21 protein-coding genes are annotated in these 23,430 nt (G+C 68.2%); 8 read left to right on the plus strand and 13 right to left on the minus strand.

The window, feature by feature from the left end; translation table 11 throughout:
* Window position 1 precedes the first annotated feature (1 nt).
* Window positions 2-301, minus strand: a complete 300-nt coding sequence (locus EV138_RS34980; protein WP_238158586.1) for a hypothetical protein — start codon at window positions 299-301, stop codon at window positions 2-4.
* Between the two features lie 135 nt (window positions 302-436).
* Complete coding sequence (locus EV138_RS34985; protein WP_133984782.1) at window positions 437-1,633, minus strand: MFS transporter; 1,197 nt, start codon at window positions 1,631-1,633, stop codon at window positions 437-439.
* A 546-nt stretch (window positions 1,634-2,179) separates the two neighbouring features.
* Between EV138_RS34985 and EV138_RS34990 the strand changes: the two genes are divergently transcribed.
* Both EV138_RS34990 and EV138_RS38345 read left to right on the plus strand, forming a co-directional pair.
* Window positions 2,180-5,041 (plus strand): DEAD/DEAH box helicase, encoded by a 2,862-nt coding sequence (locus EV138_RS34990; protein WP_133984784.1) that lies wholly within the window; start codon window positions 2,180-2,182, stop codon window positions 5,039-5,041.
* 171 nt (window positions 5,042-5,212) lie between these two features.
* A complete protein-coding gene (locus tag EV138_RS38345; RefSeq protein ID WP_238158587.1) occupies window positions 5,213-6,958 on the plus strand; it encodes an HNH endonuclease signature motif containing protein in 1,746 nt (581 codons plus the stop codon).
* 475 nt (window positions 6,959-7,433) lie between these two features.
* Here the strand turns inward: EV138_RS38345 and EV138_RS35005 are convergent, their stop codons facing one another.
* Window positions 7,434-7,898 carry a MarR family winged helix-turn-helix transcriptional regulator gene (locus EV138_RS35005; RefSeq protein WP_166678882.1) on the minus strand — a complete coding sequence of 155 codons (465 nt, stop codon included), beginning with the start codon at window positions 7,896-7,898 and terminating at the stop codon, window positions 7,434-7,436.
* A gap of 63 nt (window positions 7,899-7,961) precedes the next feature.
* Here EV138_RS35005 and EV138_RS35010 point away from each other — a divergent pair, with 63 nt between their 5' ends.
* Window positions 7,962-8,333, plus strand: a complete 372-nt coding sequence (locus EV138_RS35010) for a cupin domain-containing protein (RefSeq protein WP_133984792.1) — start codon at window positions 7,962-7,964, stop codon at window positions 8,331-8,333.
* 4 nt (window positions 8,334-8,337) lie between these two features.
* Here EV138_RS35010 and EV138_RS35015 read toward each other — a convergent pair whose 3' ends face one another.
* Window positions 8,338-9,630 (minus strand): glycoside hydrolase domain-containing protein, encoded by a 1,293-nt coding sequence (locus EV138_RS35015; protein WP_133984794.1) that lies wholly within the window; start codon window positions 9,628-9,630, stop codon window positions 8,338-8,340.
* Window positions 9,631-9,754: 124 nt separating this feature from the next.
* Between EV138_RS35015 and EV138_RS35020 the strand changes: the two genes are divergently transcribed.
* Window positions 9,755-10,237 carry a GyrI-like domain-containing protein gene (locus tag EV138_RS35020; protein ID WP_133984796.1) on the plus strand — a complete coding sequence of 161 codons (483 nt, stop codon included), beginning with the start codon at window positions 9,755-9,757 and terminating at the stop codon, window positions 10,235-10,237.
* A 66-nt stretch (window positions 10,238-10,303) separates the two neighbouring features.
* Here the strand turns inward: EV138_RS35020 and EV138_RS35025 are convergent, their stop codons facing one another.
* A complete protein-coding gene (locus EV138_RS35025) occupies window positions 10,304-11,362 on the minus strand; it encodes an FAD-dependent oxidoreductase (protein ID WP_133984798.1) in 1,059 nt (352 codons plus the stop codon).
* Window positions 11,363-11,473: 111 nt separating this feature from the next.
* Here EV138_RS35025 and EV138_RS35030 point away from each other — a divergent pair, with 111 nt between their 5' ends.
* Window positions 11,474-12,031, plus strand: coding sequence for a GNAT family N-acetyltransferase (locus EV138_RS35030; RefSeq protein ID WP_133984800.1), 558 nt, complete (start codon window positions 11,474-11,476; stop codon window positions 12,029-12,031).
* Window positions 12,032-12,037: 6 nt separating this feature from the next.
* Here EV138_RS35030 and EV138_RS35035 read toward each other — a convergent pair whose 3' ends face one another.
* The 6 genes from EV138_RS35035 to EV138_RS35060 all read right to left on the minus strand — a co-directional run bounded on the left by EV138_RS35035 (window position 12,038) and on the right by EV138_RS35060 (window position 18,190).
* Window positions 12,038-12,805, minus strand: a complete 768-nt coding sequence (locus EV138_RS35035; protein ID WP_202867100.1) for a hypothetical protein — start codon at window positions 12,803-12,805, stop codon at window positions 12,038-12,040.
* Between the two features lie 81 nt (window positions 12,806-12,886).
* Entirely contained in the window at window positions 12,887-13,555 is a 669-nt protein-coding gene (locus EV138_RS35040) for a hypothetical protein (protein ID WP_133984802.1), read from the minus strand.
* Between the two features lie 73 nt (window positions 13,556-13,628).
* Window positions 13,629-15,143 (minus strand): precorrin-2 C(20)-methyltransferase, encoded by a 1,515-nt coding sequence (locus tag EV138_RS35045; RefSeq protein WP_133984804.1) that lies wholly within the window; start codon window positions 15,141-15,143, stop codon window positions 13,629-13,631.
* Window positions 15,140-15,772, minus strand: a complete 633-nt coding sequence (locus EV138_RS35050; protein WP_133984806.1) for a precorrin-8X methylmutase — start codon at window positions 15,770-15,772, stop codon at window positions 15,140-15,142. The genes EV138_RS35045 and EV138_RS35050 overlap by 4 nt, the downstream gene beginning before the upstream one ends.
* Window positions 15,769-16,962, minus strand: a complete 1,194-nt coding sequence (gene cobG / locus EV138_RS35055) for a precorrin-3B synthase (protein WP_133984808.1) — start codon at window positions 16,960-16,962, stop codon at window positions 15,769-15,771. Before cobG ends, EV138_RS35050 begins: the two co-directional genes overlap by 4 nt.
* A gap of 67 nt (window positions 16,963-17,029) precedes the next feature.
* Window positions 17,030-18,190 (minus strand): N(5)-(carboxyethyl)ornithine synthase, encoded by a 1,161-nt coding sequence (locus tag EV138_RS35060; protein WP_133984810.1) that lies wholly within the window; start codon window positions 18,188-18,190, stop codon window positions 17,030-17,032.
* A 114-nt stretch (window positions 18,191-18,304) separates the two neighbouring features.
* On the opposite strand from EV138_RS35060, the gene EV138_RS35065 reads away from it, so the two are divergent.
* From EV138_RS35065 to EV138_RS35075, 3 genes are all read left to right on the plus strand, one after another.
* The gene (locus EV138_RS35065) at window positions 18,305-18,787 is read left to right on the plus strand and encodes a MarR family winged helix-turn-helix transcriptional regulator (protein ID WP_133984812.1); all 483 of its coding nucleotides are present in this window, start codon (window positions 18,305-18,307) and stop codon (window positions 18,785-18,787) included.
* Between the two features lie 48 nt (window positions 18,788-18,835).
* Window positions 18,836-20,263 carry a DHA2 family efflux MFS transporter permease subunit gene (locus EV138_RS35070; RefSeq protein ID WP_133984814.1) on the plus strand — a complete coding sequence of 476 codons (1,428 nt, stop codon included), beginning with the start codon at window positions 18,836-18,838 and terminating at the stop codon, window positions 20,261-20,263.
* A 77-nt stretch (window positions 20,264-20,340) separates the two neighbouring features.
* A complete protein-coding gene (locus EV138_RS35075) occupies window positions 20,341-20,958 on the plus strand; it encodes a TMEM175 family protein (RefSeq protein WP_238158623.1) in 618 nt (205 codons plus the stop codon).
* Here the strand turns inward: EV138_RS35075 and EV138_RS35080 are convergent.
* Window positions 20,947-22,575: a carboxylesterase/lipase family protein gene (locus EV138_RS35080; RefSeq protein WP_202867101.1), complete on the minus strand. Its 1,629-nt coding sequence runs from the start codon at window positions 22,573-22,575 to the stop codon at window positions 20,947-20,949. The genes EV138_RS35075 and EV138_RS35080 overlap by 12 nt on opposite strands.
* Window positions 22,576-22,649: 74 nt before the next feature.
* Window positions 22,650-23,402 carry a precorrin-6A synthase (deacetylating) gene (gene cobF / locus EV138_RS35085; protein WP_133984818.1) on the minus strand — a complete coding sequence of 251 codons (753 nt, stop codon included), beginning with the start codon at window positions 23,400-23,402 and terminating at the stop codon, window positions 22,650-22,652.
* Window positions 23,403-23,430 lie beyond the last annotated feature (28 nt).

A 23,430-nucleotide genomic window follows, 5' to 3' on the forward strand; every position in this document is an offset into this window, starting at 1 on the left:
CTCAGTCGGTCCAATCCAGTTGCGGTTCGGGGACAGCGAGACTCCGCCCGTGCTCCTGCGCCGCCGCCCGGCCCGCGCTGTCGCCTCGCGGGTAACGAAAGACGCGATCCGGAAACACCACGAAGATCTCCCGGTCGTCGTGGAAATCGGCGTACCAGCCCGGCTTGTCGAGCAACCCCATCAACGCGTCCGCGAGCGACTCGGCCCGGTTGTCCTCCACCTCGAACTCCACCAGCGTCCACACCGACGGTTGCTCGGCCGACGTCCCCTCAACCGCGGCGCGACTCAACTTCCGAACCACCAGCGGCACCCCCTCCAGCACCGCCCCCACCCGCAAACTCTCGGCGATAAGCGCTCCTTCGTACACCCTGACCCCTTCCGATGATCGACGTACGGCGAATCCAGGGGCTCCCGGAGAGATGTCGGGGAGCCGCGTTCAAACGGTGCTGTCGATGTCGACTCCTTCCGGTCGCCAGCGGTGAGCGAGCCAGAATGCGGCAGCCGCGGCAACACTCATGCCGGCGCACCACCCCAACGTCGCGGTCGTTCCGAACGCCTGGACGAGAAGGCCGGCCAGCACACCGGAGACCAAGGAACCGGCGGTCACTGCATTGGAGAACAACGCCGCGGCCGCTCCGCCGGCCGGCTTCATCACCACCTGGAAGTGCTGGATCCCAGCCGTACCGATCACCGCGATCGCTACTCCGCGAGCGACCTGAGCGATCAACAGAACGAGGAGACTCCCTGCGAGCGCAGCCACCAGGAAGTAGATCGCGAACAATCCGAGGCCGACCATGATCAGCCGGGGTCGGTTCACCCGCGGTAACAGCCACACCAAGACGAACGCGGCGAGGACCTCAACGACTGCGCAAGCACTGAAAAGCAGTCCGACGTCGCTACCCGATCGGCGCAGGTCGCCGGTGACGAACAACGGCAGCGCCACCGATCCGGTGAACATCGCAGTGTGGACGAGGGCGATACTCGCGGTCAATATCGCTATGAACCCCCGTGAACGGGGGTTTCGGCGTTCGGCCGTGGGCGGTGCGGGTCGAGTGCCACCAGACGGTCTCGGAATGAGCAGAACAGTCGAAGTGGTGAGGATCAATGCCACGGCCGACGCTTGGAAGACGATGTCGTAGCCGGCCGCGGATACCAGCCAGGCGCCGAGGAGCGGCCCGACCGCCCACGCCAGCGACCAACCCGATCGCAGCAACGGCGCGACTCTCTTCTTGGCGTTGACGGCGAACGCGACATCGGCGAGCGCGAACAGTTGCGGATAGCCGGCGCCGACGGCGCCCAGCAAGACAAGACCGACCAGCAACAGCGAGGGAAAGCCGGTGATCACAGACAAGAGTGCATAGCCACCGGCGCCGGCAAGCACGCTGACCACCAGCCATCTACGAGTGGGCGCCCGATCAAACCTCCGCCCGAAGATCATGCTCGCGACGATGCCGCCCAGCGCGACGGCCGAGACGAAGACCCCCACCTGCAGCGGCGCGAACCTCGCCTCCTCCACGGCGAAGAGAACCAGATAGGTTCCCGCCATCGAGTCCGCCAACCCGAGCAGAACGACAGCCGCGAGCATCGGCCCGACGACCGCGCGCGACATCCGGACGTCAACTGTTCCACGCACCGCATCAAGCTAACGGCGCCCGCCGACAGTTCCTGGCCGGCGCTGACGGCGGGGGGAATCTCCATCCGCGTACTTGCCGTCGCAGGTGTGGGACGAAGCGGTCGGCTCTGTGGTCGGCTCGCGATCGGGACCGAGGCTGTAGGAGCCGGACTGACTTGCTGCGCACCCAGGACTTCGGAGGATCGCGTCCGGCGAAGCATCGCCGAGCGGCGACGGACGGGGGGCAGTGCCGGCCGGCTCGAGAGTCGGCTCGTGGTGGGCGAGGCCGTGGGAAGCCGGCCGGCCGCGCCCGGGGTTCGTCGCGGATCCAGCCTGGCAGGGAATCGCCGTCGAGCGGCGGCGGAGGAGCCGCGACCGGGGGTGGGTGGGAGGGAGTCCGCGAACGCAGGAGCGGTGACGGGGTGGGCGCATTCGAGCGGGCGACGCCAGGAGCCGCGACCAGGGTGTGTGGAGCAGCGACGCAGGAGCCGCGTCCGGGTGGGGGTTTGGTCGGCGTACAGGCGGGGGCGCGGGGTTCTGGGGGTGGGGGCAGATAGATTGGGGGATATGAGCACCCCGTCCGAGAAGTACGCCGTTTTCCGCTCGGACCAGGAGCATCCTGCGGTCAAGGAGTTCCGGGAGCTGTACGACTTCCAGCTGGACGAGTTCCAGTTGCGAGCCTGTGCCGCGCTCGAGGACGGTCACCAGGTGCTGGTTGCGGCCCCGACCGGGTCGGGTAAGACGCTGGTCGGGGAGTTCGCCGTCCACCTCGCGCTCCAGCGGGGGCAGAAGTGCTTCTACACGACTCCGATCAAGGCGCTGAGCAACCAGAAGTACAGCGATCTCGTCCGCCGGTACGGCAGCGACAAGGTCGGCCTGCTGACCGGGGACAACTCGATCAACTCCGAGGCGCCGATCGTCGTCATGACGACCGAGGTACTGCGGAACATGCTGTACGCCGGCTCGCACACCCTGCTCGGCCTGTCCTATGTGGTGATGGACGAGGTCCACTACCTCGCCGACCGGGCTCGCGGCGCCGTCTGGGAAGAGGTGATCATCCACCTGCCGGACTCGGTGGCGGTGGTGTCACTGTCCGCGACGGTGAGTAACGCCGAGGAGTTCGGCGACTGGCTGGAGACCGTGCGCGGGAACACGGTGGTCGTGCTGGAGGAGAAGCGGCCGGTGCCGCTGTTCCAGCACGTGATGGTGGGGAAGCGGCTGCACGACCTGTTCGCGGGCGAGGCGCCGACCGCGCGAGCCGGCCAGGCGCAGTACGGACCACAGAGCCGCTCCGGCAATCCCGCGAAGGCGAACCAGGCGAAGAACGGACAGAAGAGCACGGCCGATCTCAAGGATCTGGTCAACCCGCAGCTGGTCCGGATCGCGAGAGACGACAGCCGGATCTTCCGCGACGACTCGCGCAAGCCTCGCCGCCGCCGCGATCTGCCGAAGCAGCGGCCGGCCCGGTCGCACTTCACGCCGTACCGGTCGGATGTGGTGGAGGAGCTCGACGCGGGCGCGCTGCTGCCGGCGATCTACTTCATCTTCTCGCGCAAGGGCTGCGAGGACGCGATGCTGCAGTGCCTGCGGTCCGGTCTCCGGCTGACCAAGCCGAGCGAGCGGGACGAGATCAAGCGGGTGCTTGCCGAGCGTACGGCGGACCTGCCGGACGAAGACCTCGGCGTACTGGGGTACCACGACTTCGCCGAGGCGCTCAGCCGCGGGATCGCCGCGCACCACGCCGGCATGCTGGCCGCCTTCAAGGAGGTCGTCGAGGAACTGTTCGCGCGCGGCCTGATCAAGGTCGTCTTCGCCACCGAGACTCTTGCCCTCGGCATCAACATGCCCGCCCGCACGGTGGTGCTGGAGAAGCTGAGCAAGTGGAACGGCGAGGCCCATGTCGACATCACGCCGGGGGAGTACACCCAGCTCACCGGCCGGGCGGGGCGCCGCGGGATCGACGTCGAGGGTCACGCGGTCGTGCTGTGGCAGCCCGGGTTCGACCCGCGCGCCGTGGCCGGCCTGGCGAGCACCCGAACCTATCCGCTCCGCTCGTCGTTCTCCCCGTCGTACAACATGGCCGTCAACCTGGTCCGCCAGGTCGGTCGGTCGAGGGCGCGCGACATGCTGGAGCTGTCGTTCGCGCAGTTCCAGTCCGACCAGGCCGTCGTCGGGCTGGCCCGCCAGGTGCAGCGCAACAACGAGGCCCTGGAGGGGTACAAGGAGTCCATCAACTGCCACCTCGGCGACTTCCTCGAGTACGCCGCGCTGCGACGGCGCATCGGTGAACGCGAGTCGTCCGGGTCGAAGCGGCGCAAGCTGGACCGCCGGGTCGAAGCGCAGGAGTCGCTGGAGAAGCTGCGGATCGGCGACATCATCCGAATTCCGGCCGGCCGGAGTGCCGGCTGGGCGCTGGTTCTCGATCCCGGCGTCCGGTCCGAGCGCGAGGGGCCGCGACCGACCGTGCTCACGCTCGACCGGCAGGTGCGGAAGCTGTCGATGATCGACTTCCCGACCCCGGTCGAGTCGATCAGCTCGCTGCGGGTGCCGAAGAAGTTCAACGCGCGCAACCCGCAGCAGCGGCGCGAGCTCGCCCACGTACTACGGGGTCGCACCGACATGATCGGCGAGGAGGGTCCGCCGTCGTCGCGCAGCCGCAACGGCGACGTCGTCACGCACGCGGACGATCCCGAGTTGCAGCAGATGCGAGCCGAGTTGCGCGCGCACCCGTGCCACGGCTGCTCGGATCGCGAGGATCACGCCCGCTGGGCCGAGCGGTACTTCCGGCTGGACCGGGAGAACCGCGAAGTACAGCGCAAGATCGAGCAGCGGACGAACACGATCGCCCGCCAGTTCGACCGGGTCTGCCAGGTGCTGGACGCGCTGCACTACCTGGAGGGCGACAAGACGACCGAGGCCGGTGACCGGCTGTCGCGGATCTACACCGAGCTCGACCTGGTTGCCGCCGAGTGCCTGCGCGTCGGGGTGTTCGACGACCTCGACGTACCGGAGTTGGCCGCCTGCCTGGCCGCGCTCGTCTACGAGTCACGGTCGAAGGACGAGCCGACGTCGCCGCGGTTGCCGCGCGGCGAGGTGCGTCCGGCGCTGGAGAAGATGGGGCTCATCTGGCGCGAACTCTCCGCGCTCGAGCGGGACATGCGTGTCGACTTCCTGCGCTCGATGGACCTCGGCTTCTGCTGGGCAGCCTTCCGCTGGGCCTCGGGCGCCTCCCTCGCCGAGGTCCTCTACGAGTCGGACCTGGCCGCCGGCGACTTCGTCCGCTGGGTCAAGCAACTGATCGACCTGACCGAACAAGTCGCCGACGCAGCCGGCCCCACCCCCCTCCGCCAAACAGCCCGCACAGTCACCGACCAACTCCGCCGCGGCGTCATCGCCTACGCCTCCGTCGTCGACGAACCAGACAACTGAACAACGGTCGCACTGCGGAATGCACCCGCATAGCACTTCCTACGTCGGCGCTTTCCACAGCGGGGTAGTTGCTGTGGACAACTTGGCTGGATGTTGTTCACCGTCAATCTTCTTGCTGGTAAGGGATTGCGGCGTTCAGAAAGTGTCGGTGGGGGTGTCTAGGGTTGCGGTATGGAGTTGGTGGAGGCGCGGCCTGCGTATCTGTTGAGTGGCGAGGAAATCGTCGTCGCTCTGGATGCGGTGCATGCCGAGGTCGCGCGTCTGCAGACGTACGAGTTGCAGCTCACCGCGCGCCTGGCTGAGACCGGCTACACCACTGAGTCCAGCGGCCAAGACATCGTCAGGTTCCTCGCCGACCGGTACCGCCGCGACCGGTACGCCGTACGCCGCGACCTCGCGCTGGCCAAGACACTCCCGAAGTACTGCGCTGTCACCGCAGCCCAGCCCGACCCCTTCACCCCATCCGGCACCGACCCGACCATCCAATACACCACCACCTCCACCGACACAGAAGCCGAGACCAACGCAGACACGGGCATCGGCGTCGATACCGGCGGTTACTCCGATCCGAGCACCGGCACCGATCCCAGCACCGGCACCGATCTCCACGTCGGCACCAATCCGAGCACCGACATCGATCCCAGCGTCGGCACCGATCCCAGCACCGGCACCGAGCCCAGCATCGGCACCGATCTGAGCAGCGGCACCGATCTGAGCACCGGCATCGGCAACGGGTGTCGCGGCGTCATCGGCAGCCAGCCGGCAGGGCGCGCTGACACCGGTGGGTGCGGTGAGCGGGTGGCTGGGGATGGCGAGGTGGTGTTGCCGGTGTTGTTGCATCGGGGGCAGACCGAGGTGATCGTGGCGGCGTTGGAGGCGGTTCCGTCGGCGGCGATGGTGCCGGTCGAGGAGTTGCGGGCTGTGGAAGAGCAGTTGGTCGAGGCTGCTCGGCATCTGGGGCCGGCGGACTTGAAGCGCTTGGGTCGGCAGGTGCTCGAGGTGCTGGACACCGACGGGCCGGAGCCGGCCGAGGAGTCCGCGGCGCGACGCGAGTCGCTGCGCCTGGCGAACGCCGACCAGGGGGTGAAGTTCTCGGGGTTCTTGGCCAACGACAACGCCGAGTTGTTCCGGACCCTGATCGGGGCCGCGGCCAGACCCCACAAGACCGCCGATGGGCAACCGGATCCGCGGTCGCGGGACAAGCGCCACGCTGACGCTCTCACCCAGGTGCTGACAGCCGCGGCAGCAGCTGGTGACCTGCCGGCGCAGGGTGGGGTGAAGCCGCACGTCACGGTCACCATCGACTTCACCGACCTGAAAGCCGCCGGGCGCGACGCGACCGGCGATCTGCAGTTCGGTGACGGCTTGTCGGCGGCGGCGGTACGCCGGTTGGCGTGCGATGCCGGGATCATCCCGATCGTGCTCGGGTCGAAGTCACAGCCGCTCGACGTCGGGCGTGAGGAACGCTACGTGACCAAGGCGATCCGTCGTGCCCTGAACCGCCGCGACAAAGGCTGTGTCGTATGCGGCGCCCCGCCCAGGTACTGCCACGCCCACCACATCGTGCACTGGGCCGACGGCGGACCCACCTCGCTGGAGAACCTGGCGTTGTTCTGCGGCACCGACCACATCGCCGTCCACGCCGGCGTCTACACCGTCGAGATCATCGACGGCATCCCGCACGTCACCCGTCCCACCTGGGCCACCCCCAATCCCAACCTCCGCCTCACCAGACCAGACGCCACAGGCACCGAGCCGCACCAACTCGTCGGCACCGACGGCGCACCCTGGCCCGCCGGCCCCACCCGCGTTCTCCGACCCGCTCGCGCCTTCCCCCTGGTCGGCGACCCGCCCCCATTCACCAGCCACCCACCCGACTTCGACCCCTGGGCACCAGAAACACGCGACACCGGCTAACCACCTCCGGCCATCGCCGGCCGCCCCACCATCAACACCACTGGGCGGCCCAGGCCACCGCACGCCCCCGCCGCGTCTAGCCAACGCACACCGCGGTGTGCTGCATGCCTGCTGCATGTCGGGCCAACACACGCCGCGGTGTGCTGCACGCCTGCTGCGGGTCCGGCCAGCGCAATCGCCGGGCCCCGCACGTCACGCGGTGTGCTGGTGCTACGCGATCGGCGTATGCGCCGGCGTGCCGTCGTCACGTGCGCCAGCGCTCAGACAGCTTTCGTCTGCGGGCCGTTGCGCGCTGCATCATGTGCACCTGGTTCTCGGGTCTGCGTCTGCGGGCGGACTTGGTGCGTGCCCGTGCCCCGGATCGCTCATGCGGTTCGCAGCCCATTGGAGGCGTTACCGCAAAGGTTCAGGCGAGCAAGCGGGCCTCACCCAGGAGCCAGTCCGGCGTAGGAGGCGCGATGCGGGAGCGTGCTGACTAGAACATCAGTGGGCGGAAGCGGGGGGCGGTGGTTTGTTCTTCGCTGGTCATGGCGGTGAGGACTGTTCGTACGGCGTCGATCGCCGCATCGCCGTGCGTCTTGCGGAGGCGACGCTCGTAGGCCTGGTGGAACTTTCTTGCCGCGGCCAGTGCTGCCTCGCCGCGTTCTGACAGGTGGAGCAGGCGAGCTCGGCCGTCGGTCGGGTCGGGCCTCCGTACGACGAATCCTCGGCGCTCCATGTCGTCGACGATCTGGCCGGCGCCCTGTTTGCTGATCTCCAGGCGCTCGGCCAGGGCGCTGATCGTCATCGGTGTCGCGCCGAGGGTGCGCAGGACGAAGCCGTCGGACCGGCCCTGTTCGTCGAAGCCCTGCGCGGCCAGCGAGGCGCGGAGTTCGCGGACGAACTCCTGCTCGGCCAGCACGAGCAGGATCCCGAAATCAGGCTTGCGTGAAGTGCTCATGTCCCCCATGATAGACAAGTCAAGTTGAACAAGTCAGCTTGTCTAAATTTTGGAGGGGGAGACATGCAGATCACCCGTGCGACCGAGGCCCCGAGGTTCCAGCTCCCGGGCGTCGAGTTCACCGTGCTGGCCGCGCCGAGCCGTGGCTCGAAAGACCTGTGCACGTGGCGGCTCACCGTCGACGGCGGATTCCGCAACGACGAGCCGCACACGATCGACCGCGATGAGGTGTTCATGGTGTTGTCCGGCACCGTCCAGGTGACGCCGGACGGCGAGAAGCTCGGCCCCGGCGACGCGGCCGTCGTACCGGCCGGAGAGCCGATCCAGCTCGCCAACCTCGGCGAGTCCGAGGCCGAGCTGTACGTCGCGATCACCGCAGGCTTCACCGGCACGATGGCCGACGGATCAACCGTCCAGCCGCCGTGGGCCCAGTAGCTGGTCAGCACCGCCGCAGGGGAGCGGTGTAGGTGGTGTTGCTGGCGGTGGCTACGTAGTAGTCGGTGACGTAGCTGCCGTCGGTCAGCCGGTCCCACACCGACGTCGTACCGACCTTGCTGCCCGGTGCCTGACAGGTGACCCACGCCAGCGCGCCGGCATTGAGCGAACCGAGCACGGCGTACGACGTACTGGGCCCGCTCCGCCTGCTCAAGCCGGCCGTCGTCGTCTGGAACGGCAGGCTGCAGCCAGGGATCGGCGCGCTGTACGTCGTGTTGGACGGTGTGTTCACGTAGTAGTCGGTGACGTAGCTGCCATTGGTCAGCTTGTTCCAGACCGTCGTCGTCCCCACCTTGGTCCCGTACGTCTGGCAGGACACCTGCACGGTGGCGCCACTCGGGTAGGTGGCCACGACCGGGTACGCCGTGGTCGGTCCGCTCCGGGCGCTCAAAGTGGTCGTCGTCCGGTAGGCGAACCCGACGGCGCCGACCGGTGCGTCGAACCGGTCGTTGTCGATGTTCAAGGTGACGCCGCCGTACGTCTCGGTGTGATCGCCGTTGTACTGCTTGGCGCGCTGGCCCACTGTCCAATAGGTGTTGGGGACCGTCGGCCAGTTGACCAGCGACGAGCTCTTGTCCCAGCGAGCGATCCACAGGGCGTCCGGCCGGGCGAACGTCGTCGAGTTGTAGTACTGCGCAAGGTGCAGCGCACCTGAGTCCTGGTGGGCGTACACGCCGGCCAGGAACCCGCGGCGGTGCAGCTCCTTCGTCCACGCGGACAGGAAGTAGAGCACAGTCAGCTTGCAGCTCGTGTTGTTCGGGTCGTAGTGCTCCATGTCCCCGTAGATCGCACTGCCCGCCAGTAAGCCGAGTGCCCTTGCCTTGTTGAAGGCGTCGGTCGCCGCGCTCGTTCCCTGCGTCCCCGGAGCAGTGGGCGAGATCTTCTGTGCGGTGGTCCTGTTGGTGCAGGGCGCCTGCAAGCCCAGGTAGATCGGGATCAGTCGCCAGCCCATCTTGGTCACCGCGCTCACCCAGCTCGCCGTCAGCTGCGGTTGCGCACAGCTCCGGTTCACCCCGCCGATGTAGATCCCGATCGCCTTGTACGGCGAGGATTTCCAAGCGGTCAGCTGCGCTACCGTCGGCGCAGTACAGGTGTCGAACGCCAGCCCGACGTACCGCACCGCCACCGAACCAGCCGGATACCCGATGGTGGTCGCAGGCGCAGCCGTCGCGGGCACCGCGCCGCTCAGCCCCAACGCGCCGATCACCAGTCCCACGACAAGTTTGACCCGGAACACGACCCCACCCCCTGGACCCGACGAGGCAAATCCGCCCTCTTGCAGTACACGCCCGTTCGGACCGGTTGCATAGGGGGCACTTTGCGGCAGGATGGCAGGCACCGAACCGTGGAGGTGGAGCACGATGACGCAGGAGCCGACGATCGTCGAGCGGGACGAGCAGCCGTACGTCGCGTTGCGGGGGAAGGTGGCGATGGACGGGATCGCCGAGTTCGCGGACCGGATGCACGAGGTGATCGGCTGGATCGCCGCGCGCAACATCGAGCCGGTGGGCGACCCGTTCTTCAAGTACGACGTGGTGGACATGGACGAAGGTCTTGTGATGGAGATCGGCTTCCCCGTCGAGGAACGGCACAGCGGCGAGGAGCAGATTGTCGGCGGCGTCCTACCGGCCGGGCGGTACGTCAGTGTCACCCACGTCGGCCACCCTGACGGCCTTCGCGAGGCGACCGGGGAGCTGCTGGCCTGGGCCGAGAAGGAAGGCCTCGAATGGGATGCCGACGGCAACAAGTGGGGTTGCCGGCTCGAGATCTACAAGTCCGATCCCCGCGAGGTCCCGGACATGAACGACTGGGAGACCGAACTCCTCTTCCGCCTCCGCGGCTGACGACACAGCCGCCTCCGCGGCTGACGACACAGCCGCCTCCGCGGTTGATCCGCCTCCGCGGCTGACTCAGGCGGCGACCGGTAGCAGGAGATCGCGGAGTTCCCGCGCCGCGGCGAAGCCGGCCCGATTCCCACCGATCGTGCTCGCCGACGGCCCGTACCCGATCAGGTGCACCCGCGGATCCAGCACGGTCCGGGTGCCGTCCATCCGAATCCCACCGGACGACTCACGCAGACGCAGCGGCGCCAGATGACCCAGATCGGCCCGAAACCCGGTGGCCCACAGAATCACGTCCACCTGCTCGGTCCGCCCGTCGGCCCACTCCACCCCGTCCGGCGTGATCCGCTCGAACATCGACAACCGCGTGTACACACCCCGCCGGTACGCCGCCTGCTCCTGCTCGCGCAACTGCAGCCCGGTCACGCTGACCACACTCTTCGGCGGCAAGCCCGCGCGCACGCGCTCCTCCACCTTGGCGATGATCTGCCGCCCCAGCTCCGGCCCGAACTCACCGTCCGTACGCCACTCGGACACACGCCGCGTCACCCACGTCGTACGAGCGACCTCAGAGATCTCGGCAAGCAACTGCACCGCGGATGCGCCACCGCCGACCACGAGCACGTGCTGCCCCGCAAACTGTGCAGCGCCGTCGTAGTCGGCCGTGTGCAGCTGACGGCCGCCGAAGGTCTCGATCCCCGGATACCAGGGGATGAACGGGCGGTCCCAGGTGCCGGTCGCGTTGACGATCGCGTCGGCCCGATAGGTGTCGCGGTCGGTGCTCACCAGGTAGTGCTCGCCGTCACGCCGCACGCTCTCGACGCCGACGGGACGAACCACCGGCAGGTCGAAACGAGCTTCGTAGTCGGCGAAGTAGCGAGGGACGAACTCGTTGGCCCGCTCATCGCCCGCACTCTCCGGTACGGCGACCCCGGGCAGGTTCGCGATTCCGTGTACGTCGTGCATGGTGAGCGAGTCCCAGCGATGCTGCCACGCCCCACCAGGCGCCGGATTGCGATCCAGCACCAGCACACCGTCGTACCGGCTGAATCCCATCCTGACCAGGTGATACGCGGCCGACAGGCCCGCCTGGCCGGCTCCGATCACCACCACCTGGGTCGTCTTCACACCGGGTTCAACACCGTCCACGGCTCAAGATCTTCCCGACCCGACCGAGCGCCGCGGATAGCCTGGGACGGCCGTGGACCTCGCCTCGGCGGGCAGTGGACGGAGGATTGCATGCTGCGGTTTAGTTCTGCCGGACCGGAAGACGCCGACCGAGTTGCGCTGCTGCATGCCGACAGTTGGCGGCGTCACTATCGCGGTGCGTACGCCGACTCGTTCCTCGACGGAGACATCGAGACCGAGCGGCGAGCGGTCTGGTCGACGAGGCTCGGCGCACCAGCCGGTACTGCGACCATCCTTGCCGAAACCGACGACGGTCAGCTGGCCGGCTTCGTGCACGTTGCGTTCGACTTCGACCCCAAGTGGGGCAGCCTTGTCGACAACTTGCACGTGCAGAACGCCCAACGGCGTACCGGCATCGGCACTCAACTGCTGGCACACGCCGGGCGAGCCGTCATCACCTCAGCGTCCAGCAACGCGATCTACCTCTGGGTCCTGCAGCAGAACACTGCCGCGCAACAGTTCTACCTGGCTGCCGGGGCCGCCAACGTGGAGACTGCACCCGTTCCGCCGCCCGGCGGAGATCCGGCCCGACTCAACGGCACTCCCGACTGCTTCCGCATGGCCTGGCCGGATGCCACCCAGTTGACGTCTCTGGCGAAGGATCGCTGAGGGGAGTCAGTCCCAGCTGTTGTCAATGCGGTGGTGGTAGCGCTGGCCTGCCTTGCCGCCGACGACGGCCGCGAGCAGCGTGACGACCAGCAACGCCCCGGCCGCGATCACCCCGCCGCTGACGAGCAGGTTGTGCGCAATTGGCACGGATGGCAGGTCCAGCCGGTTCACCAGGTCGTACTGCGAGTCCGCGAGCGCGCCGAGGCCGATCACGATCAGTACGATCACCAGCCCGATCGCCCAGACACCGAAGCCCTGCCGCGCACCGTCGAACCGCGCGAGGCGACCGGCGACGTACCCGCCGTTGTAGCAGGCGATCGCCAGCATCACGATGACCACCGCGGCGGTCGCGATGGCGATGGTTCCGGCGTGGTCGTCGAACGTGCTGCGATCGAAGGTGACCGCATAGTCGACCGCCGCCGCGATCGCGACGACGATACCGGTGATCAGCACGGTCAGCCCCACCGCGATCAGCCAGCCGAAGAACGCGGAGCCCGACTTGAACCCGCGGTACGCCGGGTCGACCTCGGCCGCCGTGGACGTCTTGACGTTCGCCCGGTGCGTCGCTCGCCGCTCCTCCTCGGGAGCGCCTACTCCGGGTTCCGCGACGCCAGGAGCAGCAGCCACCGGCTCTTGAACCGACGTCCGCTCCACAGGTCGCTCCGAGGCGGCACGGTCCGCGGCCTCGCGCTGCGCGATGATGCGGTCGTCCGAGAACTGCCTGGGCGGGCTGAGCTGCTGCGTGTTCGTGCCGTCGCCGTAGTGCTGAACCATGTCACCTTCTCCTCACAAGACGGCCCCGTCTGGTAACTCTTCTGGTACCCCCGGTAGGTGCCGCGCATGCGCTGACGCAGTTCAGCCGAGCAGTGCGTCGATCTTGTCGTGGTAGCGCTGACCGTTCTTGCCGCCGAGAAGCGCCGCGAGCAGCGGCAGCATCAGGACCGCGGCCGCAGTGATCAGTCCACCGGTGACGAGGCTGTCGTTCGGGAGAGGCAGGTTCGGTCGATCCACGCGGCCGACTAGGTCGTACTGGTCGTTCAGGAACGCGCCGGCGCCGACGGCGATCACCACGAGCAGCAGTGAGATCATCCAGACGCCGAAGCCCTGCCGTGCGCCGTCGAACCGCGCGAGCCGGCCTGCGACGTACCCGCCGATGTAGAAGGCGAGGCTGAGCACCAGGACGAAGACGGCTGCCGCAGTGATAGCCGCTGCTCCGGCCTGCTGTCTGGCGTCCGACTTGGTGTAGTCCAGCACATAGCCGGCACCGGCTCCAGCGCCGGCCACCACAGCGGTCAGCAGCACGATCATCGACAGCATGATCAGCCAGCCGAAGAACGCCGCTCCGAACTTGAAGCCCCGGTAGGCAAGGCGCTCCGGCTCAGTGGCAGGCAGCGCATCCGGCACCAGCGTGACACTGGTCATCGCTCGGTGAGCTGCCGCGCGGGCCTCCTCGTAACGCTGGGTGGTCGGACTCGGCGCCGGCTGCGTCAAGGTGTCGCTGTCGCCGTACTGTTCCACTGTCATGTTCTCCTCATAGGTCCGCCCCGCGGAGGGCCCTACCCCGCCAGGTGCGGTCCTATGCGGCACCGCCCGAGAATTAACCGGCGCTTTGCCCGTCCGGGTAGCGGCGAGGAGTGAAGACCAGCGGGCCGGACGGCCGCTGCACGGTCTGGGTCTGCGAGGAGCCGATCAGCAGCAAGCAGCGCATGTCGACCTGATCGGGATCCAGCTCACCCAGCGTGGTGACCGTAACCGCTTCGCCGGTGCCGCCGACGTTTCGGCCGATGACGATCGGCGTGCTGGGCGTTCGGTGCTGGAGCAGGAGGTCCTTGGTCGCGCCGACCTGCCAGGTCCGGGACTTCGAAGCCGGGTTGTAGATGGCGATGGCCAGGTCGGCCGTCGCTGCCGCGGTAAGTCGCGCAGCGATCACCTCCCACGGCTTCAGGCGATCGGACAGCGACAACACGCAGTAGTCGTGGCCCAGGGGAGCGCCCACCCGGCTGGCGACGGCCTGCGCCGCGGTCATCCCCGGCAGCACGTTCAGGACGACATCGGCGTACTCCGGCTCGGCGGCGACCTCGGCGACAGCGCTCGCCATCGCGAACACCCCCGGGTCTCCGGACGACACCACGACGACCCGGGAGCCCTTGCGGGCGAGGTCGAGCGCAAACGCGGCCCGCTCGGACTCGACCTGATTGTCCGAACCGTGCTTGCGTTGCCGGGCGCGATCCGGCAGGCGGTCGACGTACGGGCCGTAGCCGATCAGGTCGTCCGCCGCAGCGATCGCGGACCGGACCTCGGGCGTCATCCACTGCGGACCGGCCGGGCCGAGACCGACCACGGTCACCGAACCCTCGCCGTCGATCCGGGGCGCCTCGGTGGCCGGTACGAAGTTGTTGATCGGACTGGGCAGCAGCGCCAGCGAGAAGTAGGGCACCGAATCGGGATCGACATCGGCCAGCGGAGCGGTCCGCTGGTCCGCGGTGGTCGCGCGTTCGACGTACCAGGCCTCGTCCAGCCGCCCGGCGAGCTCGAAGGCCTCCCGCACTCCCGCGAAGGTCCGGCCGAGTTTCATCACGGCAGCGGCGTCCGTCGTCCGCAGCCGTTCAGCCAGTACGTCGGGTGGCAGCGTCCCCGGCAACACGGTCAGGACCTCGTCGCGCTCACACAGCGGACGGCCCAGTACCGCGGCGGCCGCGCTCACCGACGTCACCCCGGGCACCACCTCGCACTCGTACCGATCGGCAAGCCGCTTGTGCATGTGCATGTAAGAGCCGTAGAACAGCGGATCACCTTCGGCGAGCACGACGACGTCATGCCCGGCATCGAGGTGCGCCGCGAGCCGGACCGCGCACTCGGCGTAGAAGTCGTCCATCGCCCCCTGGTAGCCACCGGGGTGATCGGTGGTCTCCGTGGTCAGCGGATACACGAGGTGCTCCTCGACCTGGCCGTCCCGCAGGTACGGCGCAGCGACCGAGCGCGCGATGCTGCGGCCGTGCCGTGCGCTGTGGAACGCGATCACGTCCGCCTCGCCGATCAGCCGGGCGGCCTTCACCGTCATCAGTTCGGGGTCGCCCGGGCCGAGCCCGACGCCCCACAGCCGTCCGGTCATTCTTCCTCGCTCGCGATCGCGTTGACGGCGGCCGCGGTGATCGCGCTGCCGCCCCGTCGGCCCCGGACCACCAGGTAGTCCAGTCCGGGGTCGTTGTCTGCCAGTGCCTGCTTGGACTCGGCCGCACCGATGAACCCCACCGGGATGCCGAGGACGGCCGCCGGCCGCGGCGCGCCGTCACGAATCAGCTCCAGCAGCCGGAACAGCGCGGTCGGAGCGTTGCCGATAGCAACGACCGAGCCGTCGAGCCGGTCCAGCCAGAGATCCAGGGCGGCAGCGCTCCGCGTGGTCTGCAAGGCCGCCGCCAGCTCAGGCACCGACGGATCGCTCAGCGTGCAGATCACCTCGTTGCCGGCCGGCAACCGCCGCCGCGTGATGCCCGCGGCAACCATCGCCGCGTCGCACAGGATCGGCGCCCCCGCCTGCAACGCGGACCGAGCAGCCTTCACCACACCGGTCGAGTACGCGAGATCCGCCACCAGGTCGGTCATTCCGCACGCGTGGATCATCCGTACGGCGACCTGCGCCACGTCGGCGGGCAGTTCGCCGAGCGCCGCCTCCGCCCGGATCGTCGCGAACGACTGCCGGTAGATCTCGGCGCCGTCGGTCACGTACTCGTACCCGCTCACTGCACTCCTCTCGCGGCCGCAACGGCCTCGGCCAACCCTGCTGCCACCGGTACGCCGTCCAGCGCATATCCATTGCCGGCGGCAACCAAATCGACAAATCCACCGGCCGGCCGCCCGCAGCGTCGTTCACACCCCGACCAGTGCACCGGCCGCCGTCCGGCCGGTATCCGCGGCGTCACCTCGCGCGCATCCGCCCGCACATCCGCCAGCGCCTTCGCGCACCCCGGTTTCCCGGCACACGCGGTCACGCCGTTCCAGGACGACCCCGGCTCGACCACGAGCCCAGCCGGCTCCAAGTCACGAACCGAAGCCTGACCGCCCAGTACTACGGAACGCCAAGGCGTCACCCTGAGCTGACCGTCCCCCCGGTCAGCCACGTCCGCCAACGCAGCCGCTTGTGCAGGCGACAGACTCCCCAGCGGCACAGTCACCACCAGCGCGGTCCGTCCATCTGTCTGCTCGTACGGCCCAGCCAGCAACTCCGTCGAGGCGTGCTCGACCGCTGTCGCCTGCAAAAGCCCTAGCCGCTTGTAGATCTGTACTGCGCCGTCTGGCAGTTCAGCAATCCGCCAAGCCTCCGATCCTTGCGCGGCACGCTCAGCCAGGAACGCCTCCGCAGCCGCCACCATGACCGCGGGGACCTCGTCCAGGGTGATCTCGGCGCCGCGCGACTCACCCCCGAGCAGCAGCACGGCAGTCTGTGTGGGCAGCACCCGCACGGCGACATCAGCTCCCACTGCACCCAGGTCGCCTCGGCCGTCGTCCAGGGCGAACAGGAAACGCCCGGGCAGGCCGGCGAGCTCCGGTCGCCTGCACAGGAGACGGTCGAACTCAGCGGCGAGCGGCAGTACGTCGTACTGGCTGTGGTGGTCGATGCCGGAGAGTGGGGAGGCCAGGATGTTGCGCACTCGCTCGTGTGAGATCGAGGGGAGCAACCCAGCGGCGTACAGGCGGTCCGACAGTTGCTGTGGCGCTCCGGGGCGTAGTGCGCGGATCTGGATGTTCCCGCGGGAAGTCAACTCCAGGTTGCCGTCACCGAGCTCGATGGAGGCGGCAGCGAGCAGCCGGAGCTGCTCAGCGCTCAGCAGGCCGCCGGGCAGTCGTACGCGAGCCAGTCCGCCGTCAGCTGCCTGGTGCACGGCAAGGACCCCAGGACAACGGTCCGGTTGAGTCCTTGCCGAGCTGGTCACAGCCGAGATGCTACGTGCCGCCCACCCGCGCTCTGCGCCCCGCAGGACGCGGTGTGGTGGCTGTCACTCACAGGTGGGGGTGCGGGTGCTCGGGTGAACGGTTCTGGAAGGACAGGATCCCGGGGTTCTTGATCCGGCCGCGCTCGATCTCGATCGCCCGGCGGATCGTCTCGTCGGCGGACCACGACTCGGGTCCGCCCAGGACGGTGCCGAGGTACGGCAGCAGGGCCTCGCTGATCTCCCAGCTCGCGGAGTTCCACAGGTAGGAGGGGGTGTGGTCGACGGCGTAGTACGTGATGTTGTCGCCGACCACGAACGTCGGTTCGCTGAACCCGGTCGGCCGGGCCCAGCTGAAGCCCATCCCCAGGTCGCAGGAGACGTCGACGATGAGGGTTCCCGGCTCGAGCAGCGCCAGGTCCTCCTCGATCAGGAAGGTCAGTGGAGCGTCCGGATTCTGCAGCACGCAGTTGACGATGATGTCGTGCTCGGCCAGGAACCCGGCCAGCGGCACCCGGCCGTCCTCCAGCAGCGCGTGGCTGCGGCGGGGATCCAGCGCCGCGCCGGGCTCGACCTCGTCCTGGTCGTAGCGGACCATCCGGGCCGAGTGGATCGGTGACGCGACAGCGGTGACGTCGCGGCCGGTGAGCACGTCGACATCGTGGATGCCATGCGCGCTCAGCGCGGTCACGGCGCCGCGCGCGGTCGCGCCGAAACCGATCACCACGGCGCGTAGCCGGCGGCCGTAGTCGCCGGTGGAGCCGATCAGGCTCAGGGAATGCAGCACCGAGCAGTAGCCGGCCAGCTCGTTGTTCTTGTGGAACACGTGCAGGTCGAACCGGCCGTCGTCGGTCCAGTGGTTCATCGCCTCGAACGCGATCAGGGTCAGCTCGCGGTCGATCGCCAGCTGGGTGAGCTTCTCGTCCTGGACGCAGTGCGGCCAGCCCCACAGCACCTGGCCCCGGCGCAGTTCGCCGACGTCCTCGATCTGCGGCTTGGGCAGCAGCACGATGTCGGTGGTCGCGATCAGTTCCTCGCGGTCCAGGACGCCGGCGACCGACCGCGACAGCTGCGCGTCGGAGACGCCGAAACGTTCGCCGTACCCGGACTCGACGTAGATGCGTTGCCGCAGCTCCTCGTCGATCCGGTCGAAATGACTGGGATGGATCGGCAGTCGATGTTCGTTCTCCTTGCGAGAACGCCCGACGACGCCAAGGCTGAGCTGGTCCACGGGGGCCCCTTTGGTTACTCCTTGTCTAGCACAGGTGCGGGCCGCGGCGGTGGGCCTGGATCTATCCAGCTCGGGATTATCTTGGAGTAGATGATCCCGGGCTAGGATGAGTTCATGGCGAAGACTCCGCTCCGGACCGTTCCGGATCTGACCGGGCTGCTCAATCACGCCGGTCATGTGCTCGAGACCCAGCTCACCGCCGCGCTCGCCGAGATCGGCCTGACGCCGCGGATGCAGTGCGTGCTGCTCCATGCGCTGGGCGAGGAGCGCACCCAGATCCAGCTGGCCGAGCTCGCGTACCTCGACAAGACCACGATGGTCGTCACGGTCGACGCCTTGGAGAAGGCCGGCTTCGCCGAGCGGAAGCCGTCGGCGTCCGACCGGCGGGCGCGGATCATCGCCGTCACCGGCGCCGGTGCCGAGATCGTCGCCGAAGGACAGCGGATCGTCGACAAGGTGCACGCCGACGTCCTCGCCGCCCTGGCGGCCGCACAGCGCAAACCGTTCACCGAGGCGCTGACGACCCTGGTCGAGGGTCACCTCGCGACGCCGGTCGAGGCGCAATCGGTACGGCGTACCAGGCAGCGCGCAAGTTGATCCGCTAAAAGATCGTCCGCTACAAAACTATCTGCTAAGGTCGTTTTCATGACCAACGACCTCGTGCAGCAACCCCTGTCCACCGCGACAGCCCACCGCGCCAAGGCGCTCGCGGTGCTCTGCGTGATGCAGCTGATGATCATCCTGGACGGGACCGTGGTGACGGTCGCGCTGCCGACCATCCAGGGCGACCTCGGCTTCTCCCAGGCCGGCCTGGCCTGGGTGATGAACTCCTACCTGATCGCGTTCGCCGGCTTGCTGTTGCTCGCCGGCCGGATCGGTGACCTGATCGGCAGCAAGTCGGTCTTCCTCGCCGGGCTCGCGGTGTTCACGGCGGCCTCCCTGCTCTGCGGTCTGGCCACCAGTGCCGAGTTGCTGATCGCAGGCCGCTTCCTCCAGGGGATCGGCGGCGCACTCGCCTCGGCCGTGATCCTCGGCATGATCGTCGGGCTGTATCCGGCACCGGGGGAGCAGGCCCGCGCGCTCGGCGTTTACGGCTTCACGTCTGCCAGTGGCGCCTCAATCGGTCTGATCCTCGGTGGCGTGATCACCCAGACCGTCGGCTGGCACTGGTCGTTCTTGATCAACGTCCCGATCGGCGCGGCTTCTCTGTACTTCGCGGTGCGTCTCCTGGCGCGCACCAAAGGCCTGGGACTCGGCAGGGGAGCGGATGTTGTCGGCGCGGTTCTGGTCACCGCCGGCCTGTCGCTGTCCGTCTACACGATCGTCCAGACGGCTGAGCCCACAGCAAAGCTTCCCCGCACAATCGTGCTAGCGATCGTGTCCGTCCTTCTCCTTGCAGCCTTCGTACTGCGGCAAGCTCGCGCGGCGCAGCCTTTGCTCTCACTGCACATCTTCCGCAAGCGGCAGGTGACCGTCTCCAACCTCATCGTGGTGCTGCTCTTCGCGGCAGGTTTCGGCTTCCAGTTCATGACGGCGCTCTACCTGCAGCGCGTGCTCGGCTACGACTCCCTGCAGACCGGACTGGCGTTCCTTCCAGCACCGATCGTCGGTGCGGTGATGTCCCTTTCCGTGGGCCCGCGGCTCACCGTGCGGTTCGGCAGCCGCACCATCCTGCTGGCCGGCCTGGCTGCCTTCCTGGGAGCACAGCTCATCCTGAGCCAGGCGCCCGTGGGTGGCTCGTACCTGCTCAACGTCGCTCCGGCGCTCCTCCTGGTCGGCCTCGGAACCGGGGTGGGCATCCCAGCCGCGATCATGCTGGCCATGTCGGGCGCGGACGCTGCAGATGCCGGACTGGCGTCCGGCTTGAACAACACGGCTCAGCAAGCGGGCGCAGCGGTCGGTACTGCGGTCCTGGCGACCCTGGCCGCCTCGCGAAGCGCAGTACGGGTTAATGAAGGTGCTGTGCAGGCTGCCGCGCTCAGGGATGGCTACAGCATCGCGTTCTTGGCTGCGGCCGGGTTCGTGCTGCTCGCCCTGCTGCTGGCCGCGACCCTGCTCAAGGCCCGCCGGTAGTCCCGGCGACAGGCGGCAACGCGCCCCGGTGCCTTCGGCAACGAAGCCGCCGGGGCGCTACGGTGTCGGCCGTGAGTATGACTAGGGATCCCGACCGGCTCGTCCTGTTCACCGACGCCGTCGTCGCGATCGCCGTGACACTGCTGATCCTGCCGTTGGTGGAAGCGGTGACGGAGGCGGCCCAGGCCGACGAGACCGCCTGGGCGATGGTTCATGACCAGAAGGACGCGATCTACTCGTTCCTGCTGAGTTTCGTGGTGATCGCAAGGTTCTGGCTGACCCATCATCGCGTCTTCGAACACGTCAAGGCCTACAACAGACTGCTGGTGCAGCTGAATCTGCTCTGGCTGCTCTGCATCGTGATCCTGCCGTTCCCGACCGAGATCATGGGGCACTTCCAGAGCAGCCGGTTCACGGCGGGCTTCTATGTCGGCACGCTGGCCGTCCTCAGCTTCTGCCAGACGGGGCTCACGCTGCTGATCCACGGCCACCGGGAACTCGAGGTCGACGAGAACCCGGTCACGGGCCGCGAGGTGGTCGGCTCCATCACCTTCAGCGTCTTCTCGCTGATCGCGTTCCTCCTCGCGGCCCTGGTGCCCGGCGTCAACTTCTACTCGCTGTTCGCGCTCTTCGTGGCTGCCCCCGCCGCCAGGCTCGCGTACCGCCTGCGCGAGCGACGCGTGTCAGCTGGCTAGACCGGCCCAGAAGGTGCAGTGGTGCTCGGCTGACAGGTCGACCTTCTTGATGCCGCCCTGCTCGGCTGGTGCCAGTGAGAGTCCGGTGACGGCGTGCTTGCCGGCAGGAGCCCAGTGCGGCCGATCGGGCCCATTCGGGTTGCCGGTGCGTGCGAACGCCGTCCAGTAGTCGATCATCTGCTCGGACAACCGCTGCTGGCCGTCCGTCATCGGGAAGTCGTGTCCACCGAGGCTGAACAAGTACGGCAACTCCGTCGCGTGTGAAGCGCCGAACCCGGGCTGCGAGATCGGCGAGTGCTTGTCGGCGAACTCGTACGCGTACACCGGGACCCTCCGAGCCGCCTGCTGGTCGTTGGCGACCTGCGTGCACGACCAGATCCGGTCCGTCGTCAGGACACCCCAGGCAACAGCCGTCGACCCGTACTGCGCCAGCGGGTACTCGCGTTGCACCTTGGCGGCGTCCTTCGCACCCACCATGGCGGTCACCAGCTTCGGGTAGTCCGCGTCGGTCAGCACGCCTCCGTTGAAGGCGTTGACCCACGGCGTGGCCTCGTCATGGTTGTTGCCGGACAACACCGGCACCCGGTGGAACAGTCCGGCCTTCATCGCCTTCGCCGGACTCAGCGGCAGCACCGCAGTACCGCCGTACGCCACCTGGGTGAAGTTCAGCGTGCTGTCCACCAATACTGCGGGGTCTGCGGCGCGCAGACAGGCAAGCATCGGCTGACCCGGCCTGCAGCCGAGCTCCTTCGTGCTGGACGCGGCCCACTCCTTGCCGTTGGCCTGGACTCGGCTTTGCTTGACCCAGGGCGAGTCGGCGGCCTGCGTCGGGTACTGGCTGTTGTCGGCCCAGTTGAAGGCGCAGGAGCCGCTCTGCATGACCGCCTTCGCGAACAGCCCGGCCGCGGTCGGGGAGGTCAGCTGTGCGCAGACGCTCATCCCGCCTGCCGATTCGCCGGCCACTGTCACGTTCCGCGGGTCGCCACCGAAGGCCCGGGCGTTCCGCTGAACCCAGCGCAGTGCCGCCTGCTGGTCCTGGATGCCGTACGTGCCGGAGCCCGGCAGCCCCGGGTAGCCGAAGAAGCCGAAGATCCCGAGCCGGTAGTTCACTGTGACCACTACGACGTCACCGCGACTCGCCATCTTCGCTGCGCCGTAACTGTTGCCGCTGCCCTGGAAGAACCCACCACCAGGGATCCACACCACTACGGCTCGCGGATGGGCCGACTTCGCCGCAGGCGTGGTCACGTTCAGGTAGAGGCAGTCTTCCTCGGTCGAGCCCTTGGGGACCTCGCTGTTGTTCTCACCGGACTGAGCACACGGAGCAGAAAGCGACAGTGCATCGCGTACGCCGGTCCACGGCTTCACTGGTTGCGGAGCCCTCCACCGCAACGAGCCGACCGGCGGAGCGGCGTACGGGATGCCGTTGAAGACCCGCGCGCTCCCGGACGTGGCGCCACGTAGTACGCCCGCATCTGTCCGTACTACGGCCGGCTCTGCGCCAGGAGCGCTCTCTGGTTGAGCTGCGGTCGCACTGTTGACCAGTACTGCGGCCGGAATCAGCGCGAGCGCCATGGCCAGCCGCAGCTTGCTACGAGTGATTCGGAGTCTTGTCATGTCCTGCAGCCTCGGCCCGGACCGGGGTGTCCCGCTTCGGCCGGACGGCCAGTGCACCTACACCTTTGGTCGAACTACCGCTGGTTCCGGCGGAGGAGATAGGTGTCCATGATCCAGCCCTTGCGCTCGCGCGCGGCGGCTCTGACCTCGGTGATCTCCTCGGCCACCTCGGACAGCTTCCCGGCGACCAGGAGTTCGTCCGGCGTGCCGAGATAGGCACCCCAGTAGATCTCCGCGTCCTGGTCGGTGTGGGCGGTGAAGGCCGTCTGCGCGTCGAGCATCACCACCACGTCGTCGACGTCGTCGGGCCAGTTCTTCGCGAGCCGCCGCCCGGTGGTGATCTGGATCGGCCGGCCGACCTGGTTCAGCCCGACCCGGTGCCGTGCCGCCAGCGCGGAGACACTGCTGATGCCGGGGATCACCTCGACCTCGAAGGTCAGCTCGCCGCGGTCCTGGATGTCGTCGAGGATCGCCAGCGTGCTGTCGTACAAGGACGGATCGCCCCAGACCAGGAACGCCCCGACCTGATCGGCGCCGAGCTCACCGGCGATGAGGTCGGCACAGACATCGGCCCGTCGTCGCCGCCAGTCGTCCACCGACTCGACGTACGCCGCGCTGCTGCGGTCGCGCTCCGGATCCTGCCCGACGACCACCCGGTACTGCGAACCGTGCCGCCGCAGGATCTCCTCGCGCAGCTCGACCAGTTCCTGCTTGACCTCGCCCTTGTCGAGTACGAAGAACACATCGACCCGCTCGATCGCCTTCGCCGCCTGCAGGGTCAGGTGGTCCGGATCCCCGGCTCCGATCCCGATCACCAAGATCTCCATGACCGGCGAGCCTAGACGACCCGGTGAT

The organism is Kribbella voronezhensis, from assembly GCF_004365175.1.
In the GTDB taxonomy this organism is placed as follows: domain Bacteria; phylum Actinomycetota; class Actinomycetes; order Propionibacteriales; family Kribbellaceae; genus Kribbella; species Kribbella voronezhensis.